General features: G+C 58.5%; 14 protein-coding genes. 13 read left to right on the top strand and 1 reads right to left on the bottom strand.

Going from position 1 to position 21,048, the window contains the following annotated elements; all coding sequences use genetic code 11:
• Nucleotides 1-65: 65 nt before the first annotated feature.
• The 9 genes from rfbC to C7G42_RS29320 all read left to right on the top strand — a co-directional run bounded on the left by rfbC (nucleotide 66) and on the right by C7G42_RS29320 (nucleotide 15,619).
• Nucleotides 66-623 carry a dTDP-4-dehydrorhamnose 3,5-epimerase gene (rfbC, locus tag C7G42_RS29360; RefSeq protein WP_106952397.1) on the top strand — a complete coding sequence of 186 codons (558 nt, stop codon included), beginning with the start codon at nucleotides 66-68 and terminating at the stop codon, nucleotides 621-623.
• A 14-nt stretch (nucleotides 624-637) separates the two neighbouring features.
• Nucleotides 638-1,696 (top strand): dTDP-glucose 4,6-dehydratase, encoded by a 1,059-nt coding sequence (gene rfbB, locus C7G42_RS29355; protein ID WP_106952446.1) that lies wholly within the window; start codon nucleotides 638-640, stop codon nucleotides 1,694-1,696.
• A 7-nt stretch (nucleotides 1,697-1,703) separates the two neighbouring features.
• Nucleotides 1,704-2,693: a dTDP-4-dehydrorhamnose reductase gene (gene rfbD / locus C7G42_RS29350; RefSeq protein WP_106952447.1), complete on the top strand. Its 990-nt coding sequence runs from the start codon at nucleotides 1,704-1,706 to the stop codon at nucleotides 2,691-2,693.
• Nucleotides 2,602-3,489, top strand: a complete 888-nt coding sequence (gene rfbA, locus C7G42_RS29345) for a glucose-1-phosphate thymidylyltransferase RfbA (protein ID WP_106952396.1) — start codon at nucleotides 2,602-2,604, stop codon at nucleotides 3,487-3,489. Before rfbD ends, rfbA begins: the two co-directional genes overlap by 92 nt.
• A 111-nt stretch (nucleotides 3,490-3,600) precedes the next feature.
• Entirely contained in the window at nucleotides 3,601-10,473 is a 6,873-nt protein-coding gene (locus C7G42_RS29340; RefSeq protein ID WP_245428041.1) for a DUF4082 domain-containing protein, read from the top strand.
• A gap of 10 nt (nucleotides 10,474-10,483) precedes the next feature.
• A complete protein-coding gene (locus C7G42_RS29335) occupies nucleotides 10,484-10,807 on the top strand; it encodes a hypothetical protein (protein WP_106952394.1) in 324 nt (107 codons plus the stop codon).
• Nucleotides 10,808-10,862: 55 nt separating this feature from the next.
• Nucleotides 10,863-12,998, top strand: a complete 2,136-nt coding sequence (locus C7G42_RS29330; RefSeq protein WP_106952393.1) for a peptidase domain-containing ABC transporter — start codon at nucleotides 10,863-10,865, stop codon at nucleotides 12,996-12,998.
• Nucleotides 12,999-13,105: 107 nt separating this feature from the next.
• Nucleotides 13,106-14,422 carry an HlyD family type I secretion periplasmic adaptor subunit gene (locus C7G42_RS29325; protein ID WP_106952392.1) on the top strand — a complete coding sequence of 439 codons (1,317 nt, stop codon included), beginning with the start codon at nucleotides 13,106-13,108 and terminating at the stop codon, nucleotides 14,420-14,422.
• Nucleotides 14,423-14,446: 24 nt separating this feature from the next.
• Nucleotides 14,447-15,619 (top strand): hypothetical protein, encoded by a 1,173-nt coding sequence (locus tag C7G42_RS29320; protein WP_245428063.1) that lies wholly within the window; start codon nucleotides 14,447-14,449, stop codon nucleotides 15,617-15,619.
• A 16-nt stretch (nucleotides 15,620-15,635) separates the two neighbouring features.
• Here C7G42_RS29320 and C7G42_RS29315 read toward each other — a convergent pair whose 3' ends face one another.
• Nucleotides 15,636-16,523 (bottom strand): glycosyltransferase family 2 protein, encoded by an 888-nt coding sequence (locus tag C7G42_RS29315; protein WP_106952391.1) that lies wholly within the window; start codon nucleotides 16,521-16,523, stop codon nucleotides 15,636-15,638.
• 194 nt (nucleotides 16,524-16,717) lie between these two features.
• Between C7G42_RS29315 and C7G42_RS29310 the strand changes: the two genes are divergently transcribed.
• The 4 genes from C7G42_RS29310 to C7G42_RS29295 are packed head-to-tail and all read left to right on the top strand — an operon-like array spanning nucleotide 16,718 to nucleotide 20,999.
• Nucleotides 16,718-17,512, top strand: a complete 795-nt coding sequence (locus tag C7G42_RS29310) for a WecB/TagA/CpsF family glycosyltransferase (protein WP_106952390.1) — start codon at nucleotides 16,718-16,720, stop codon at nucleotides 17,510-17,512.
• A gap of 3 nt (nucleotides 17,513-17,515) precedes the next feature.
• The gene (wecB, locus tag C7G42_RS29305) at nucleotides 17,516-18,640 is read left to right on the top strand and encodes a non-hydrolyzing UDP-N-acetylglucosamine 2-epimerase (RefSeq protein WP_106952389.1); all 1,125 of its coding nucleotides are present in this window, start codon (nucleotides 17,516-17,518) and stop codon (nucleotides 18,638-18,640) included.
• A complete protein-coding gene (wecC, locus tag C7G42_RS29300; RefSeq protein WP_106952388.1) occupies nucleotides 18,633-19,895 on the top strand; it encodes a UDP-N-acetyl-D-mannosamine dehydrogenase in 1,263 nt (420 codons plus the stop codon). The genes wecB and wecC overlap by 8 nt, the downstream gene beginning before the upstream one ends.
• A 39-nt stretch (nucleotides 19,896-19,934) precedes the next feature.
• Nucleotides 19,935-20,999 carry a Gfo/Idh/MocA family protein gene (locus C7G42_RS29295; protein ID WP_106952387.1) on the top strand — a complete coding sequence of 355 codons (1,065 nt, stop codon included), beginning with the start codon at nucleotides 19,935-19,937 and terminating at the stop codon, nucleotides 20,997-20,999.
• Nucleotides 21,000-21,048: the final 49 nt, after the last annotated feature.

Raw genomic sequence — 21,048 nt, 5'->3', positions numbered from 1 at the left:
TATCGAGGATTATGGCCCGCTGCGTGAAACCTGATCGAAATTAAGGGCCGGCAGGAGGGTACCCAATGCTGGAACTGCGATCCTTGGCGATCCCTGATGTCAAAGTAATTCGAACAGATCGCTTTTCCGACGTCCGCGGCTACTTCTGTGAGACCTTCCAGCGATCGGCTTTTGCGGAGAAGGGAATCCTCCATGACTTCGTTCAGGATAATCAGTCCAGCTCGGATCGGATCGGCACGGTGCGCGGCTTGCATTTCCAGCGACCGCCCTTCACCCAGGCGAAGCTCATACGGGTGTTGAACGGGGCCATTCTCGATATTGCCGTTGATCTCCGGCGCTCATCGCCCAACTTCGGCAAGCACGTCGCCCTCCAGCTGGATAGTGAAAGCGGTGAGCAGGTGTTCATTCCGAAGGGGTTTGCGCATGGTTTCTGTACGCTGCAGCCCAAGACCGTCGTCTTGTACAAGGTCGACCAGGCCTATGCCCCGAGCCACGACGGCGGCGTCTATTGGGCTGATCCCGCATTGGCGATCAAGTGGCCCGTGACCATCTCGGAGGCTCAGGTGTCGCCGAAGGACCAGACCCTTCCTGCGCTCAACCAGCTTGCTTGCGTTTTCGAGTAGTGGAGATGAGTGGAATGCGTATCCTGGTGACCGGCGGAGCGGGCTTTATCGGTTCTGCGGTGTGTCGCCGTTTGGTGCAGCAGACCGGTGCCGCAGTGATCAACGTCGACAAGTTGACATACGCGGCCAACCCGGCTTCGCTGGCGAGCATCGAGGGACTGGAGTCTTATGCGTTCCTGCAGTCCGATATCTGCGATCGCGAGGTTATGGATCTCGCGTTCGCCGACTACGAGCCGGATGCGATCATACATCTGGCCGCCGAAAGCCACGTCGACCGCTCGATCAACGGCCCCGACGCCTTCGTCAACACCAATATAGTTGGCACCTACACGCTGCTTGAGGCTGCCAGGACGTACTACGAACGTCTGCCACTTCCGCGGCGGAAGCAGTTCCGCTTCATCCACGTATCGACAGACGAAGTCTACGGTTCATTGGGCCCGGACGACCTGTTTCGCGAGGACACGCCGTACAGGCCGAGTTCGCCGTATTCGGCGAGCAAGGCCGCATCGGACCACCTCGCACTCGCGTGGTTTCGAACCTACGGTCTGCCGGTCATTGTATCGAATTGCTCGAACAACTACGGGCCGTACCAATTCCCGGAAAAGCTCATCCCGCTGACGATCCTCAATGCGATCGACCGGAAGCCTCTACCGGTCTATGGCGACGGCAAGAATATTCGCGACTGGCTTCACGTCGATGATCATGCCGCCGGCTTGATAAGACTGCTGTACGAAGGTAGACCGGGCGAGAAGTACAATTTCGGCGGAGATGGCGAGCGATCCAACCTGGAGGTAGTCACCCAGGTTTGTGACGTGCTGGATCGATTGTCTCCGGGCGCGGGAGCGAGACGGTTTCTCATTACTTTCGTGCCCGATCGTCCCGGACATGACGCGCGCTATGCAATCGACGCGTCGAAGGCGCATCGCGAGCTTGGCTGGGAACCGACGAGAACCTTCGAACAGGGCTTGGCCGAGACCGTCGGCTGGTATCTCAAAAACCGTGCATGGTGGGAGCGTGCTCGCCGCGGTGTCTATGACGGCTCGCGTCTGGGTCTCCTGGCTACCCAACACTGAGGTGAAGATGACAGATCGACCCATCCTCATCGCCGGACGGAATGGTCAGTTGGCAACCTGTCTTCGTGATCTCGCTGCAATGCAAGGTCGGCCTGCGGTGGCTCTCGGGCGCCGAGAACTCGATCTAGCGAACCGCGAAGGGATCGACAAGCTCATCGCGTCGATCGCGCCGTCTGCGATCATCAATACGGCCGCTTATACGGCGGTTGATCAGGCCGAATCCGAACCAGCGAAAGTGTTCAGCATCAACCGTGATGGCGCGGCAGCGCTGGCAGATGTCGCGTGGCAGATGAACATTCCACTGATCCATCTCTCGACCGACTATGTGTTCGACGGCGCGAAACCGGATGCATACGACGAAAGTGACATTCCCGCTCCGTTGAATGTCTATGGTGCGTCGAAGCTTGCCGGCGAAGCTGCTGTATTGGCCGCGCATCCGCTCGCGACCGTGATCAGATGCTCGTGGATTTACAGCCCCTATGGCAGCAACTTCGTTCGAACGATGTTGCGGCTATGTAAGACGCAGCCCATTCTAAGGGTTGTTCGGGACCAAACTGGAAATCCGACCCACGCATTTGACCTCGCGGAGGCCGTCCTTCGCATCGCAGAGCGGTCAGTAACGGACGATCGCAGGGTTACGGCCGGCATCTTTCATCTTGCCGGTCAAGGCGAGGCAAGCTGGCACGACTTTGCGAAGGCAATCTTCGACGAGCTCTCCCGTCGTGGAGTGCGAATTCCGGTGCTTGAGGCGATCACGACTGAAGAGTTTCCGACCGCCGCGCGTCGGCCACGGAACTCGCGCCTGGACTCATCTAAGGCCGAACGCGTGTTCGGGATTCGATTGGCACCTTGGCGCCATTCACTCGAAGCCTGTCTCGATCGGCTAGTCGGAGAAGGAGAAACCGATGTTGAGGGGAATCGTGCTGGCTGGCGGCAGCGGAACGCGCCTCTATCCGATCACGCGCGTGGTCAGCAAGCAGTTGCTCCCGATCTATGACAAGCCGATGATCTATTATCCCCTGTCGACGCTGATGTTGGCTGGGATCCGCGAAATTCTGATTATCACCACGCCTTCAGACCGTTGCCAGTTTGAACGTTTGCTGGGGGACGGCAGCCAATGGGGCATTCGGCTCAGCTACGCGGAACAAACCCGTCCCGCCGGTCTCGCGGATGCCTTCATCATTGGTGCCGATTTCATCGGAAGCGATCGTGTGGCGATGGTGCTTGGGGACAATATCTTCTTCGGCGATGGCCTGAGCGAACTGCTTGCCAGGGCCGCAGGACGTAAGGAAGGCGCCACAGTTTTTGCTTATCACGTGCGGGACCCGGAACGTTATGGCGTCGTCGCCTTTGATGAGGCGGACCGCCCAGTATCGATCGAGGAGAAACCCAGACGGCCAGCTTCGAATTGGGCAATCACCGGGCTGTATTTCTTCGATAATCGCGTTGTCCGCTACGCTCGTCGAGTCGAGCCATCGTCGCGCGGAGAGCTCGAGATTACCGATCTTCAGATGCGCTACCTTTCGGCCAATGCGCTGCACGTTGAACGCATGGGGCGGGGGTTTGCCTGGTTGGATACCGGCACGGTCGAGTCTCTCATCGATGCAGGGACGTTCGTGCAGACCCTGGAAAAGCGACAGGGAATGAAGATTGCCTGTCTCGAGGAGGTCGCCTTCAGACTCGGATTCATCAATCGTGATCAGCTTCTTGCGCTGGCGCAACCGTTGGAGAAGAGCGGCTACGGCAAATATCTGAGCGAAATCACTCGGCTACCGCAATTTGCGTCGCAATAGCGCCACTCAGCTGATTTTTTGGAATTATGTTAAATGTTTTACCATTGAATTGACGGGCGGTTTAAAAGAGAATTAAAATATATATGGTAATTTGATTTAATCGGTATAACCATGCTGATTCAAAACGCGAGCGCCTTCGGTCGGGGAGCCCAGGCCGTTTTTCCTGGGAAACATATTCCCGCGTTTTGGCGAGAAACGCCGTCCTGGAATCCATTCGAGGGCTCGGATCCGTGGGTCCCGTTGTTTGCTAATCCGCGAGCAGGTGACGCCACTTTCTTCCCGCAATCGTTTCGGGCCGGCTCGGGCGATCTGCCAGACTTGCACGGCATCATTCCCCGTCTGTTCTCCCCATCTTTCCAGTCGCGATTGTCTACTCTGCTGTCTTCGACGTCATTGACGAGCCACTATCAGAGCTTGGTCACGACATTCCCATCTGCGGCAAGGGAAGGGACGCCGCCGACATCATCATCGATTTCGACCCCGGGCACCACTCACTGGACCAATTCGAGCGACGGAGTCTGGAACGTCGCTGCGAACTGGAGCGCCGGCGTCCCGGGCATCACTGACTCTGCGTTGCTCGATGCGGCGGGAGCCTATGTCGTCACCAGCACCGCCAATGTTGATATCAAGAGTCTGGTTGTTGATGTAGGCGCGACGCTTTGGTTCGGTGCCGGGTCGCCATTTATCGTAGAAGGCGATGTACTGAATAATGGGACGGTCGAAGTTGGGGCGTTCCTTGGTGATCGCATTGCTACAGGGGACTTTAAGGGCGACGTCAGCGGCACAGGATCTTTCGAAATTTCAGACAAGGCGATCCTGGAAATCGGAGGTTCGGTTTCCGGGCAGTTGTTGAACGGATCGTTCTCTGGCGTAACCGTGTCGTTCGACACGGGAATTGGCACGCTTATCCTCGATCAGTCGGCCAACTTCCACGGGTTGATCGCAGGTCCGTCGCCGGGAGCACCGCTTTCGCCAGGGAACCTCATCGACCTGAAGGATCTACCCTTCACATCGTCGATGTCTGCGACCGTCAACTACGACATTAGCTCGAATATCAGCGTAGTCGATTTCAGCAATGGTGCGGCCAATGTCACCTTGCTGTTCTCGGGGATGGACTTGAATTGGAAATTCGAAAGCGATGGGCAGGGAGGCACCATTGTCTCGGATCCTCCCACGAATTCCATCGTGCTGGAGAACCAGAAGCCAGGCACGCCGAGAAGCGTCTGGGAGATCCAGCCGGGCGACAATTCGACTCTGACCCAGGGGTTTGCGACAGCAATCAGCACCAATGTCGGGGGGACGGTCCAATTCAAGATCAACAACCTGACCGGCAATCCGAACTATCACATCGATGTCTACCGGCTGGGCTACTACGGTGGCGATGGCGCCAGGCTAGTTACGAGCCTGCAGCATCAGGCCGCAGCTGCGGTCGTCCAACCCGCTCCATTGAGTGATCCGTCGACCGGTCTTGTAGACGCCGGCAACTGGAGCGTAACCGACTCGTGGAGCATACCAACCGATGCGGCCTCGGGCGTCTACTTCGCCAGCGTCGTCAACGGCAGCGAGATTTTTCAGATCCCGTTCATCATAAGGAACGACGCTTCGCACAGCGACATCGTCCTGCAGACAAGTGATGAGGACTGGCAAGCCTACAACGGTTGGGGAGGGGCCAACCTTTATTTCGGGAATGGCCCGGGCATCAACGGATCAGCCTATGCGGTCAGTTACAATCGCCCGCTCGTAACGCGTGACGGCACTGGAACCTTCTCCGAGGGGGGAGACTCCCCGTTCACGGCTGAGATTGCGGCCATCTATTGGCTTGAGCAGAACGGGTACGATGTCTCTTACATTTCCGGAATCGATGCTGCGACTAACGGCTCGTTATTGCTCAATCACAAGGTCTTCATGGACGCGGGGCATGACGAGTATTGGACCGAAGCTCAGCGCGCCAACGTAGAAGCCGCAGCGCACGCTGGCGTGAACCTTGCGTTTCTCACGGGCAACGAGATTTTCTGGAAAACAAGGTTGGCACCCAGCATCGATGGCAGCGGATCAGCCAACCGCACGCTCATTAGCTACAAGGATACGCACGCAAATGCGTTGCTTGATCCAACAGGTCAGGCGACCGGCAATTACTCTGACCCGCGGTTCGGATCGACGCCTCTTCCCTCGAATCAATTGACCGGTACCTTGTTCGCGGTCAACGCATTTCGGTACGATACGATCACGATACCGTACTCAATGACGCAATTGCGCTTCTGGCGCAATTCGGCCGTCGCGCAGACGTCACCCGGGCAGACCGCCTCGCTCGTGCCTGGCATATTAGGCGTTGAATGGGACGTCGCGCCGGACAACGGATTTCGCCCAGCTGGGTTGGTCAGTGTTTCGTCTTCAACAGTCAATGTGGACGGAAAGTATCTGCTTGATTATGGCAACACGTTCGGAAATGGCACGGCTACCCACAATCTCGTGCTGCATCGGGATCCCGTCAGTGGCGCACTGATATTCTCAGCTGGTTCAATCAACTGGCCGTGGGCGCTTGCTACCGACCACGACGGGCCTGCGACTCCGGTAGATCCCAATGTCCAGCAGGCGATGGTTAACCTGTTCGCCGACATGGGGGTTCAGCCGGCGACGCTGCAGGCGAGCTTGGTTGCCGCGATCCAGTCGACAGACGGTACGGCGCCGACCTCTGGTATCACCAATCTCTCGGCTACCAGCGTTGTCGAGGGGCAATCGATCACGGTGACGGGGACGGCCACCGACGTAGGTGGAAGGATTGCCGGCGTCGAAATCTCCACCGATGGTGGAATGACCTGGCATCCAGCCAACAGCAATGTCGGCGCGGCGAACGTGACGTGGTCGTACACGTTCGTCACAGGCGCTCAGGGAACATATTCTCTCAAAACCAGGGCGGTCGACGACAGTCTGAACCTGCAAACACCCGGTGCGGGCACTAGCTACACGGTCACACCATCTTCCAACACGACACTATTCAGTTCAACCGATACGCCTGCGGTGATCTCGAACAGCGATTCCGGCGCGGTTGAGCTTGGCGTCAAATTCGTTCCTGCCGTGTCGGGCAAGATCACCGGCATTCGCTTCTACAAGGGGCCTGAGAATACCGGTACCCATATCGGTGATCTCTGGACTACAAACGGCACGCTGCTTGCGAGCGCCACCTTTAGCGGTGAAACCGCGAGCGGCTGGCAGCAGGTTGATTTTGCGACGCCGGTCAGTGTGCAGGCCGGCGTCACGTATGTTGCGTCGTATCACACGAACACCGGCCATTATTCCTCAACCGACTTCTACTTCATCGACTATGATGGTCTGACGAAGGGTGCGCTCACCGCGCCCGGTAGCAGCCTCAACGGCGTCTATGCGTATGGCAGTAGCCCGATCTTCCCCAGCAATGCTTCCTCCATTGATGCCGCGAATTACTGGGTGGACGTCGTTTTCACGGATTCTGGCCTGACGTCGCCGCAAGCTCACGACGACAGCGGCTTCACCGTTAGCCAAAATGGCGTGCTGAACATTTCGTCATCAACGCTGCTCGCGAACGACACCAACCCGTCCGGGTTGGCTTTCTCGCTTACCAGCGTCGGTGGCCCTTCCAATGGAAGCGTAAGCTACAATTCGCAGAACCAGACCGTGACCTTTACTCCCACCGCTGGCTATGCCGGGGCGGCGAGTTTCACCTACACGATCACGGACACGAGCGGCCAAAGCGGGTCTGGCCAGGTGTCGCTCAAGGTCAACTATCCTGTCTCCGCGCAGAGCCTGTTCGGCACCAGCGATGCGCCAAACGTCGCCAATTCCGGCGATACCAGCCCCATCGAAGTTGGCGTCAGGTTTACCGCATCCGTGAGCGGGACAATAACCGGCCTGCGCTTCTACAAGGGATCGTTGAATACCGGCCCCCATATTGCGGATCTCTGGAGCTCGACCGGAACCCTGCTTGCAACTGCGACATTCACGAACGAGACGGCCAGCGGCTGGCAGCAGGTCAATTTCTCCAATCCCGTGGCCATCACGGCAGGCACAACCTACGTCGCGTCCTATCACACCAACGGTAATTATTCCGGTACCCAGAATTATTTCGCGACGTCGCTTGGCAACGGCCAGTTGACGGCTCCGGCTGGCGCCAACGGAGTCTATAGCTACGGATCTGGAAGCGCGTTCCCGACGAGTACCTTCAAATCCTCCAACTACTGGGTCGATGTCGTCTTCAACGGCTCCTCCGCCACCAGTGTCCCACAAGCTAACGCCGACAGCGGCTTCACGGTTAGCCAAAATGGCGTGCTGAACATTTCGTCATCAACGCTGCTCGCGAACGACACGAACCCGTCCGGGTTGGCTTTCTCGCTTACCAGCGTCGGTGGCCCTTCCAATGGAAGCGTAAGCTACAATTCGCAGAACCAGACCGTGACCTTTACTCCCACCGCTGGCTATGCCGGGGCGGCGAGTTTCACCTACACGATCACGGACACGAGCGGCCAAAGCGGGTCCGGCCAGGTGTCGCTCAAGGTCAACTATCCTGTCTCCGCGCAGAGCCTGTTCGGCACCAGCGATGCGCCAAACGTCGCCAATTCCGGCGATACCAGCCCCGTCGAAGTCGGGGTCAAGTTCACCGCATCCGTGAACGGGACAATAACCGGCCTGCGCTTCTACAAGGGATCGTTGAATACCGGTCCCCATATTGCGGATCTCTGGAGCTCGACCGGAACCCTGCTTGCAACTGCTACATTCACGAACGAGACGGCCAGCGGCTGGCAGCAGGTCAATTTCTCCAATCCCGTAGCCATCACGGCAGATACAACCTACGTTGCGTCCTATCACACCAACGGTAATTATTCCGGTACCCAGAACTATTTCGCGACATCGCTTGGCAACGGCCAGTTGACGGCTCCGGCTGGCGCCAACGGAGTCTATAGCTACGGATCTGGAAGCGCGTTCCCGACCAGTACCTTCAAATCCTCCAACTACTGGGTCGATGTCGTCTTCAACGGCTCCTCCTCGGCCACAAATACGCCGCCAACCGCGGTCGCGGACGCCGCTGATGCGACCGAGAAGGGTGGCGTAAACAACGGCACGGGCGGCATAGCGGCCATCGGCAATGTTTTGGCCAACGATATCGATCCCGATGCCGGTGACACCAAGACTGTCACTGCAGTCAGCTTCGGCTCGACCAACGTCACACCCGGCTCAGCGCTCGCGGGCGCGCACGGCACCTTGATGCTCAACCCGTCGGGTGCCTTCACTTACGCGCTGAATGAGAACGATGTAGCTGTGCAGGCCCTGCGGCTGCCGACCAATACGTTGACAGATGTCTTTAGCTATACGATGCGGGACTCTGTGGGCGTCCCGTCTTCGGCCACGCTCACTGTCACCATTCATGGCGCCAACGACGCACCGGTGCTGGCGATTCAGACCGCCAGCCAGGCTGCAACCGTTGGCTCGGCGTTCTCGCTGACGCTGCCCGCCGGCACCTTCACGGACATCGATTCCGGCGACTCGCTCACCTACACCGCAACCGCGGGCGGCTCAACCCTTCCCGCCTGGCTCGCGTTCAATGCGTCGACCCGCACCTTTAGCGGCACGCCGACGTCTGCGGACCTTGGTACGTTCACCGTTACGGTCTCTGCTGCTGATCTCGGTAACCTCACTGGCAGTGAGACATTGGATATCGCAGTGTCGCCAGTTCCTTCAACGGTTAGCCTGTTCTCGATCTCAGATACCCCGGCGATACGGTCGAATTCGGATACCTCCCAAGTCAACCTCGGGGTGAAATTCACGTCGTCTGTGGCAGGCACGATCAGCGGTATCAAGTACTTCAAGAGTGCAGATGACCTCGGTACTCATACGGGCTCGTTGTGGAGCAGCACCGGCACGCTACTGGCGAGCGCAACTTTCACCAACGAGAGCGGCAGCGGTTGGCAGACCCTCACGTTCAGCAATCCCCTGTCCATCGCGGCCGGCACCACCTACGTCGCGAGCTTTCACAGCAACGGCCACTATGCCTCCACCACCAACTACTTCACCACCGCTCGCACCAACGGTCCGCTCACGGCTCCGGCGAGCATCAATGGCGTCTACAGCTACGGAACAACCAATCTTTTCCCGACCAGCAGCTATAACTCAAGCAACTACTGGGTGGATGTCGTGTTCAACAGCTCGAGCGGCGGCGCCAACCAGTTACCAGTCGCTGCGAACGACAGTGGCCTCTACGCCACGCAGAACGTCCCCTTCGCGATCCCGGCCTCGGTATTGCTTGCCAACGATACCGATCCCGATGGCGATACGCTCACGATTACGGGCGCGAGCGGCGGTGTGAATGGCGTCGCCAACTTCAACGCCCAAAGCAACAGCGTGATCTTCACTCCGACGACCGGCTACACGGGAACGGCGTCCTTCGCCTATAGCATCTCCGACGGCCATGGTGGCACCGCCATTACATCCGTCGCTCTCAATGTGACCGCTGCGTCTTCGACGACTGTGCGCCTGTTCAGCGCAAGTGATGAGCCCAGCATTGTGGCGGCGAATGATCCACAGTCAGTGGAACTTGGCGTCAAATTTCAGTCGTCTGCGCCAGGCGATGTCGTCGGCATTCGTTTTTACAAGGGCCCATCCAACACGGGCACCCACGTTGCGGATCTTTGGAGCAGCACCGGAAATTTGCTGGCAACTGCGACCTTTACCAGCGAAACGGCCGACGGCTGGCAGCAGGTCAATTTTGCCACGCCCGTGACGATCATGCCGGGAACGACCTACGTCGCCTCCTATCACACCGCCGGGAATTATGCATCCGATCCGGGCCTCCTCGCCAACGCAATTACCAACGGACCTCTGACGGCCCCATCCTCGGCATCGATCAACGGCAACGGTGTCTTTGCGTACGGGACGGATAGTCTGTTTCCGACCAACACTTACAACGCAACGAGCTACGGCGTTGACGTGGTTTTCAGGCAGCAGCTCGCAGCATAGGAGACACTAGATGCACGCCGAACTTTATACCGACGGAATCGAAGAGATTACCGTTAGTGGAACCATCGTCCGCGTCGATCTGGTCAGTCTTTCACCGACGGAGCGTGACGCAAACAATGTCCCGAAACGCGTGTTTTCTCAGCGGCTGATCTTTTCGGTCGAATCCTTCGCCAATTCGGTCGATGTGATGCAGAAGGCGCTTCAGGGGTTGGTCGACGCGGGCGTGATCCGGCGGAATCAGCCGGTTGAGTCGCCCAACGGTGCGTCGGTCGTACGCGATGCGCTCACGCCCAACTCCCCACGGACTCATAATGTCTCTTCGAACTTCCGGTGAAATTGACGCCGCTGATGGCGCGAAAGGCCGGGTTGCAGACCCGCCTGGATTGGCGATGCGGACGGCATTGGAATGCCTGTCCAAGATTGCCGGTCATCATGGCATCGACCTGCCGGTCGAGCGTCTGAAGCACGCCTATGCCGTAGCCGGCCCGCTCTCGTTGAATCTCCTGTTGCGCATGGCGAAGGATGCAGGCCTGCGCGCGAGAAGCACGAAAATGGACTGGGCTGCGCTGATCCGTCTCGGAGAAGCCTATCCGGCGCTGGCTCGGCTCACCAATGGCAACTGGATCGTTGTCCTTGGTGCAGGACTGGGAGCCGAGGGCACTGAGGTCGTCAGCGTCTTCGACCCGCTCGCCGACCGCAAGGACGAGGTCTTGGTTGTCGACCGGGACCGGTTCTGTGCCCAATGGGCCGGTCACACGATCCTGATCAAGCGGGAGCAGTTGACACAGGATGGTCGCAGGAGTTTCGGCCTCCGGTGGTTCGTGCCGGAATTGCTTCCTCAATGGCGACTGTTTAGGGACGTCGCGATTGCCGCCATCCTGCTCTATGCTTTGGGCCTCGTCATCCCGATCTTTTTCCAGCTCGTCATCGACAAAGTTCTGGTTCACGAGAGCTTCACCACGCTCTACGTACTCGCGGCAGGGGCGGCCGCAGCACTCGTCTTTGACGCGATATTCGGCTTTCTGCGGCGCTACCTGCTGCTTTATGCGACCAATAAGGTCGACATTCGAGTCGCTACAAAGACGTTCGGTCATCTCCTCGGGCTGCCGGTTACCTTCTTCGAGCACATGGCAGCGGGGGTGTTGGTCAAGCACATGCAGCAAGCGGCGCGGATCCGTGAGTTTCTGACCGGGCGACTATTCTTAACCACCCTCGACGCGCTCTCGTTATTCGTCTTCCTGCCGGTACTTGCGCTCTACAGCGTCAAGTTGACGCTTATGGTTCTGGCTTTCACTGCCGCGAGCGGCGCTGTTGTCGGCCTGCTCATGGGCCCTTTCCGGCGACGTCTTTACGATCTGTACCAGGCGGAAGGTGCGCGGCAGGCTCTCCTCGTCGAAACAGTTCACGGTATGCGCACTGTGAAGTCGCTGGGGATGGAGCCCGTGCAGGGCAGGATTTGGGATAGCCGCTGTGCACAGTCGGTGACCATGCGATTCGGTGTCGAAAAGATTTCCGCCGGCGCCCAGGCGCTCACCGGATTTCTCGAGAAGATCATGACGCTTGGGATTATCGCTGTGGGAGCGCTCGATGTCTTCGCTGGAGAAATGACAATCGGCGCGCTGGTCGCCTTCAACATGTTGGCCGGGAGGGTCTCCGGACCATTGGTCCAGCTCGTGACCATGGTGCACGAATACCAGGAAGTTGCTCTTGCCGTGAAAATGCTCGGCGAGGTAATGAATCAGAAGCCTGAGCGTGATGGCAAGAAAGACGGGCTGCGGCCCGACCTTGCCGGCAAAATCGAGTTCGAGAGTGTTTCTTTTCGCTACGGAGCTGAGGGAGCGCCGGCGCTTGATGATGTCTCCTTCGCCGTCGAGCCAGGCTCGATCTTCGGGATCGTGGGCCGGAGCGGCTCCGGCAAGACGACGCTCACACGGCTGATTTCGGGCATGTATCCGGTGCAGCAGGGGCTGCTCCGTATCGACGGATATGATTCGAGGGAGCTCGACCTGGCACACCTGCGCCGAAACCTTGGAATCGTCTTGCAGGATAATTTCCTGTTTCGCGGGACGGTTCGCGACAATATCGCCTGCGTGAAACGTGACGCGACCTTTGCCGAAGTCGTCGCTGCGGCGCAGCTCGCAGGCGCCGACGAGTTCATCGAGCGGTTGCCCCGTGGCTTCGACACCATGCTCGAGGAAGACGCCTCGAACCTGTCCGGCGGGCAGAAGCAGCGGCTCGCGATTGCGAGGGCTCTGATCGTCAATCCACGGATCGTGATTTTCGACGAAGCGACGAGTGCCCTCGACTCCGAAAGCGAAATGATCATCAGGCGCAATCTCCGCCGTTTGGCGGCAGGGCGTACCGTCATCATCGTCTCGCATCGGCTGTCAATGCTGACCGAAGCAAGCCAGATCCTGGTGATGGACCGCGGCCGAATCGTTGACGTGGATCGCCACGACCACCTCCTGTCGAAATGCACCATCTACAGGCATTTGTGGAACCAACAGATGAAGCAGATTGCATGAAGGAGATAAAGCAATCACGCGCGGATACGCAGCCGGACGGTCTGGTCGTGGCCAGAACGGTCGAGCGACGGCGAAGGCTATTCAGGCCAGCGCCGAGGCGAGCGCCCGTGATCGCCGAATTCCAGTCCGATGCAACCGAAGTCGACCAGCAAGCGCCGCCGCGGCTCGCGCGTATCACTCTCTACAGCGTGCTTGCACTGATTGCCTTCGCGGTGACCTGGGCATCCATTTCGCAAGTGGAGATGATCGTCACGGCGCAGGGAAAATTGACCACGACACGTCCAAACCTGGTCGTGCAGCCGTTGGAAACGTCGGTCATACGCGAGATCCACGTCAAGGCCGGTGATCGCGTTAACCGCGGTGACCTTCTGGCGACGCTCGATCCGACTTTCTCGCAGGCGGATCGCGATCAATTGCGCGGCAAAGTGGCCGGATTCGATGCGTCGATCGATCGCCTGAGCGCCGAATTGAATGGAACCGAGTATTCCGTCACGGAGCTTTCGAATCCGGATCAGATCCTGCAAGGAAAGTTGTTCTTGCAGAGGAGGGCCTCTTATGAGGCGCAGATCCAGAACTACGACGCACAGATCGCTTCCGCTCAAGCCAATCTTAAAACAGCGCAGAACGAAGAGGCGGTTCTCCTTCAGCGACTCGATACGATGCGTTCAATTGAAGCCATGCGCGCCACGCTGATGGACAAGGAGGTCGGTTCGAGGCTCAACTTCCTATTGTCTCGCGACGCACGGCTCGAGGTCGAGAGCAATTTGGCGCGCGTTCGTGGAAGTATCGCCGATAGTACGCATCGGCTGGACAAGGCCCGCGCTGACCAGAAGGTCTTCGCCGAGGAGTTTCGTCGCACCACCTACCAGGAACTGGTAGAGACCGTGCCGAAGCGCAATGGCGCAGCAGAGGAATTGAAGAAAGCCGACTTTCGTCGGCAGCTGATCGTCCTGCAAGCGCCGGCAGATGCCGTGGTGCTGGATATCGCAAACCGGACAGTCGGCTCGGTGGTTCGCGAAGCGGAAACGCTGTTTGTCCTGGTTCCTCGTGACGTGCCTCTCCAAGCGGAGGTCAATGTCGAGGGTCGGGACATTGGTCAGGTGGCGCTTGGACAAGCGGTCCGGATCAAGTTCGAAGCGTTTCCTTTCCAGAAGTATGGAACTGCAACGGGCGAGGTCCGCGTCATCAGTCAGGACACGTTCTCGCCGGATCCGAAAGCCGAAGGTGCGCGCCGTGCGCCAGCTCCCTATTACCGCGTACTGGTCGATTTGACTGACGCGCACCTTCGGCTGCCCCCTGAGCGCATTCAACTGATTCCGGGTATGGCCGTGACGGCAGAAATGAAAGTCGGAAAGCGCACGGTGATTTCCTACTTCCTCTATCCATTGCTACGCGGATTGGATGAAAGCATTCGGGAATACTAACCCGGCTTGGGATGGCGATTGACCATGATCATTAGTTCGAATCTTGGGGTGAAGCTCGTGGTGCCGACCGCGGAGAGTAAGCTCTCGCAAAACTCACCGCTGGTGAACTATGCCCTCAACGGGCTGGAACGTTGTTGGCTACCTGAGCACCGCCGCTGGTCGCATATCTACCATCTTGATGGACGTTCTTCGCCGAACGAGTCGGTACCAAACAGCGACGTCTTTTATACCCTCAACGTTCTGCTCGGGATGTCGCGCGTCGCTGGGATTCCAAGTGGCATTGATCTGCCCGAAATATTCCGTCGCAACGTTCTGCTACTCACGACGCTTCCGGTACGCAAGTACGCCTTCGGTATGGCGTTATGGACCGCCGCCGAGCTCGGCACCCCAATACCAGAGCCGGTCAAATCCGAGCTGAGAGCCATTCTTGTCGATGAGTCCGGGTGGAGGTGCTTCCGTGCGCAGGATCTTGGCATGCTGCTCACGGGAGTCGTGGCTCAGGCGAGGGCAGGAGAGAATGAGTGGGTGCGCTACGCCAAGCCGCTTTATCGTTTCCTCAAAGAACGCTTTCAAAGCGAAACGGGATTGTTCTTCGATGCACCGTTCGGCCTCCGTCGCCGTTTCTCGTCATTTGCGACGCAGACCTATCTTTCAATCGCCTGCTATCAATATGGCGAATTCGCTGGCGACGCGTCCGCGCTTGTCATGGCCGATACCTGTGTGCGCAACCTTATAGCGCTTCAAGGCCCACAAGGCGAATGGCCTTGGTTTTTCGACGCGCAGAGTGGCCGCGTCATTGATTTCTACGAAGTCTATTCGGTCCATCAGTATGGAATGGCCCCGGCGTTGCTGGAGTGGGCCGAGCGCTTTGGGCGGCGGGGATCGCGGGACGCGCTGGTCAAAGGATTCAACTGGGTATTTGGCGATAACCAACTGGGCCGGGCCATGCTCGTGCCTGAACTAAACCTGACCCTCCGCTCGCAGGTTCGCAAAGGCGAATTGACAACCAAGGCGCCACGGGTATTGCGCGCACTCAAGAACGCCTGGCTCGGAAACGGGGAGCGACTGATCGATGGCGCTGACGTGGAAGTTCGGCTTGAGTGCCGGAGCTACGAGCTGGGTTGGATCCTGTGGTCATTCGGCCGGCGTACCGACCTGCAGGAGCTGACCCACAATTGTGCCTTTGGGGGCGCCTGACAGAATTGGCGTTTCGCTAACGGTTCCAGGCGACTGCTCGGCGGCCTCGTAGGTGCGAGAGCATCGTCATGGCGCGGTGCGCTCGGACAGCACACAATACAGCAATAGCTTTGAGGCGGACGCCGCTACCGTGTAGGCGGTCGCTGGTGAGCACAGTCACGGCGTTTGGCGCGAGTGACGCGAGGACGAGCAAAGCTTGCGCTATCCAGCGCAATTGCCAAATGGGTTTACGTTCCGCCATGTTGCGATAGTGCGCGATGTGTCGGTCCCATTTGGCGTAGAGCTCCTGGAGAGAGCCCCGGGCCGGATGGAAGACGATCATCTCAGGGGTGTATCGAAATCGAAGTCCGGCGCGCAGCGCACGCTCCCCCCACTCCATATCTTCGGCTACTTCAATGCCAGCGAAAGGGCCGGCGCGATCGAAGTCGCGGCGAAACACCGCCATATTGCCAGTGCCGGAATAACCGTGGCGCTCGATATAGAGCTTGAAACGATAAGCGAAGACGCTTTCGTAAGCCGCAATGGCGTCAAGCTTCGCATTATCCGGCCGCCAAATGCGAACGTCGCCCCCGAGAACGGTGCCAGCCGGTGACAAGCGAGACCATTTCACCACGCTGCGCAGCCAATCCTGATGGGCCCTACAATCGGCGTCGATGAAGGCGAGGATCTCGCCGTTGGCAGCCGCGACGCCTGCATTTCGCGCCGGGCCGGGTCCTGGATGCGGTTCGTGCTGCAACCGCACACCAGGATGAGCCGCAACGACGTCCATAGGGGGCGTTGCCGAGCCGTTGTCCACCACGATGATCTCAAACGCGTCACGCGTCAGGGTCTGCGCGTCCAGGCTGTGCAAACAGGCTTCCAGCGCATCGGGCTGGTTGAGGTGGGGAATAATGACCGAAATCATAAGTTAATTCCTCCATTTAATTCAGGTTGAATTTTCTGCCAGCCCGTTAGCGCGGCGGCCTCTGTATTTTGCGAGGGGTGCGACGAGGGCCGCTCGATTTAAACCTTGCAATTAAATGCTGCTGGCGTATTATCTCAATAATAATCTTAAATGCAAATTTAAATTTGGTCGAATTTTCTAGGAGATAGGTTCCAATGCGCGCCTCATTTCTGGGATGCCCCATCGACCTGCTGACAATGGCGGAAACCGTCGATCTGGCGCGCGGGGCCATGCACAGCCGGCGACGGCTGCAACATGTGGCGCTGAACGTCGCCAAATTCGTCAATATGCGATCCGATCCCGTGCTCGCGGCCGATGTGGCCAACAGCGATGTTGTCGGCATCGACGGCATGGGGATTGTTTGGGGCGCTCGAGCACTGGGGCTTCCGGCGACGTCGCGGGTCGCGGGCGTGGATCTCCTCGCCGAGTTGCTCGCGGTATGCGCGCATGAGGGCTTCAAGCCCTATTTCCTGGGAGCCACTCCCGCCGTACTGCGGCAGGCGGTGCAAGGCGCGCGCGAGAGGCATCCTTCACTTGTCTTTGGAGGCTGGCACGACGGCTACTTCAAACGCGAGCAGGAGGGTGACGTCGTCCGGGACATCCAATCCAGCGGGGCTGATTGTCTCTTCATCGGCATGCCGACACCTCGGAAGGAGCGCTTTCTCGCTGCTCACCGCGATGATCTCGGCGTACCTTTTATCATGGGCGTCGGTGGTGCATTCGATATTCTAGCAGGCACCGTTCGGCGCGCGCCGGTCCAGATTCAGAAACTCGGCCTCGAATGGTTGTACCGCATCTATCAGGAGCCTGGGCGGATGTGGTGGCGATACGCCACGACGAACACGCTGTTTGCGGGCGTCCTGGCGCAGGCCCTCATCAAGCAGGCGCTTCGGCACCCGCTTGGTGCGCCCGGCGCCGTTAAGCCTGGTCCGAACCGGATTGGAGGCTGAGGCGTGCGTAAGCATTTTTTCATTCTTCTGGGAACGCGGCCGGAAGCAATCAAGCTCTTTCCTGTCATCAACCGGCTCAAGGCCGAGAAGCGCAAGGACATCTCCGTAACGATCTGTGCGACTGCACAGCATCGACACTTGCTTGATCAAGTCCTCAAGTTGGCCAAAGTGGTCCCGGATTTTGATCTGAACGTCATGACGACCAATCAGACTCTCGATCATCTGACCGCTCGACTGCTCGGACAAATCGGCGAACTCCTCGAAAAATTGAAGCCCACCAGGGTTATTGTCCAAGGCGACACGGCGACTGCCATGACCGGTGCACTGGCATCCTATTATCACCGTATACCGGTCTCGCACATCGAGGCCGGGCTGCGCAGCGGTGACATCTTCGCGCCGTGGCCCGAGGAGGTGAACCGCAAGATCGTCGGCTCGATCGCCGATCAACATTTTGCCCCGACAGAGCGCGCGGCGCGTGCGTTACGCGCTGAAAATGTCTCCGATAACCGCATTCACGTTACCGGAAACACGGTGGTGGACGCTCTCATCCTCGCGAAAGCCATGGTCGAATCCGATCCAGGGCTCTCGTGCCGATGGGACGGCATCAAGAAGCGTCACGGCAATCGGCGCATCATCCTGGTGACCTGCCATCGCAGGGAAAATTTCGGCGGCGGCGTCGTTAATATCGCGAACGCGTTGGAGACCATCCTGCGCAGGGAGGACGTTGCCGTGGTGCTCCCCGTGCATCCGAACCCGAATGTACGCGACATGTTTGCGTCTCGGTTCTCGGACCATCCGCGGGTTGTCCTTATTTCCCCTCAGGAATATACGGATTTTGTGAGCCTGCTCTCGATGTCTTATATGGTCCTGACAGATTCAGGCGGCGTACAGGAAGAGGCACCCACCTTCGGGAAGCCAGTCCTGGTAATGCGCGAGACAACCGAGCGTCCCGAGGGAGTAGAAGCGGGAACGGCGCGCCTGGTCGGTGCGAACTACGACAGGATCGTTGCGGAGACATTTCGTCTCCTCGACGACGACGAGACTTATGCTGCCATGGCGCGTTCGCATAATCCGTTTGGTGACGGGCACGCGAGCGAGCGGATCGTGAAAGTGCTTCTCGATGCCTGAATTCCAAAAGATCAATGTCGTTGGACTTGGTTATATCGGACTGCCGACCGCAGCGCTGATTGCGAGCCGAGGGCTGCAGGTGGTCGGTATCGATACCAATGAACGCATCGTCGACACCGTTACATCCGGCAGAATTCACATCGCCGAGCCCGATCTAGATGGGCTTGTTTCCAAGGTCGTGTCGAGTGGTGCGCTCACGACGGCCAGAAAGCCGCAGCCTGCGGACGTGTTCATCATCGCAGTGCCGACACCGATCGATCACGAGAACCGTCCAGACTTGTCAATGGTGAATGCCGCAGTCGACAGTATCGTGGATCTTCTTGCGCCGGGAAATCTTGTTATTCTTGAATCGACATCGCCGATTGGGACAACAGAGGCCATCGCAAAGCGGATCGTTGAACGCAGGCCAGAGTTGCACATAGGTGTCAACGGCAAGGAAGATGGAGCGATTTACGTCGCATACTGTCCCGAACGCGTGCTGCCGGGACGGATCCTGACCGAGCTTATCAACAATGACAGGTGCATCGGCGGGATTACGCCAACCTGCACGCGGCGTGCTCAGCGCTTCTACAAGATGTTCGTTCGCGGCACTTGCGTCGGTACTACGGCGCGTGCGGCCGAACTGGTCAAGCTGACGGAGAACGCCTTTCGCGATACCAACATAGCATTTGCCAACGAACTCTCGCTGATTTGCGACAGGTTCGATATCAACGTCTGGGAAGTGATCGATATCGCCAACCGCCACCCTCGCGTAAACGTATTGCGGCCGGGACCTGGAGTGGGCGGGCACTGCATTGCGGTCGACCCCTGGTTCATCATCGACTCAGCGCCGGACCTTGCGCGTGTGATGCGAACAAGCCGAGAAGTGAACAACGCCAAAACGCAGAAGATCATCGAGCGCACGGAGGCACTGATCGACGATCATCCCTATGCGAACGTTGCTTGTTGTGGGCTGACCTTCAAGGCCAATGTCGACGACGTGCGTGAAAGCCCGGCCATGGAGATAGCCACGCATCTCGCGGCAAAATACGGCGAACGGATCAAGGTTGTTGAGCCGAATCTGCGCCGTCTGCCTCCTCAATTGGCCGATCATCGTGTCGCATTCGTGAATATCGAGGAAGCCCTGCGCAGTTGCGAGATCGCGATTCTCCTCGTCGATCATGATGAGTTCAAAATGGTGCCGTTGGCAGAGCGGCGGCACCTCGACGTGATCGATACGCGAGGCATATGGCAGGATATGCCGGCACGGACATAACGTATTGCGGCGTAAACCCCCGAATAGATCGAGGTCAGTATGCGAGATAGCCAAGTGGGAATCGGGGTCGTGGGATATGGCTATTGGGGCCCTAATCTCGTTCGCAACTTCTCGATCAGTCCGGACGCCCGCGTCGTCAGCGTCAGCGACCTTGATCCAGGCAGGCTCGGCGCCATAAGGCAGGTCTATCCGGGGGTATCAACCACACCGCGATATGACGATCTGCTGAAGGACGCCTCGATTGATGCAATCGCTATCGCTACGCCGGTACACACGCATTACGAGCTGGCAATTGCGGCGTTGAGAGCTGGCAAGCACGTGTTGGTCGAGAAGCCCCTGGCGCCAAGCACGGAGCTCGTGTCCCGCTTGATCGACGAAGCGGACCGGCGTGGACTGACGTTGATGGTCGATCACACCTTTCTCTACACGCCAGCGGTTCAGAAGATCCGTGAGCTCTTGGTGAAGGGAGAGCTCGGAGACATCTACTATTACGATAGCATACGCTCTAGCCTCGGGCTGTTTCAAAATGACGTAAATGTGATCTGGGATTTGGCGGTGCACGACATCTCGATCATCAACCATATCCTCGATGAGGAGCCGGTCGCGGTCTCGGCAACGGGCTCGTGCCATGTCGCGGGTTCGCCGGAAAACATGGCCCACATCACGTTGTTCTTCCCCAACGCATGCGTGGCCCACGTCAGCGTCAACTGGCTGTCGCCCGTCAAGGTGCGCCAGACGTTCATTGGTGGCAGCAAGAAGATGATCGTCTACGACGATCTCGAGCCGACCGAAAAGGTGAAGGTCTATGACAAGGGAATTATCCTTGATAGGCCTCCCGAAAGTGCACATCAATTTCGGATCGGATATCGCGCCGGCGACATGTGGGCTCCGCATATCTCGCCTAAGGAGGCGCTGCAAACGGAAGTCGAGCATTTTATCGACTGCGTGCGCACCGGCGGACAGCCGATTTCCAGCGGCATGTCTGGGCTGCGAGTTATCGAGGTGCTTGAGGCGGCTTCGCGATCGATCGCCGAACAGGGCAAACCAGTCGCGATCAGGCAGTTGCCGGGCAGGCTACCGGAGCGGGCTCGGGCCACGGCTTAATTGGCGGTTTGGTCGTGGCTGTTCGCCCGCCGAGCCCCGCGACGGAGTC

The organism is Bradyrhizobium sp. MOS003, assembly GCF_003020125.1.
Taxonomy (GTDB): Bacteria; Pseudomonadota; Alphaproteobacteria; order Rhizobiales; family Xanthobacteraceae; genus Bradyrhizobium.
The sequence above is the reverse complement of the archived record's forward strand: the minus strand, read 5'-3'. Positions and strand labels throughout refer to the sequence as shown.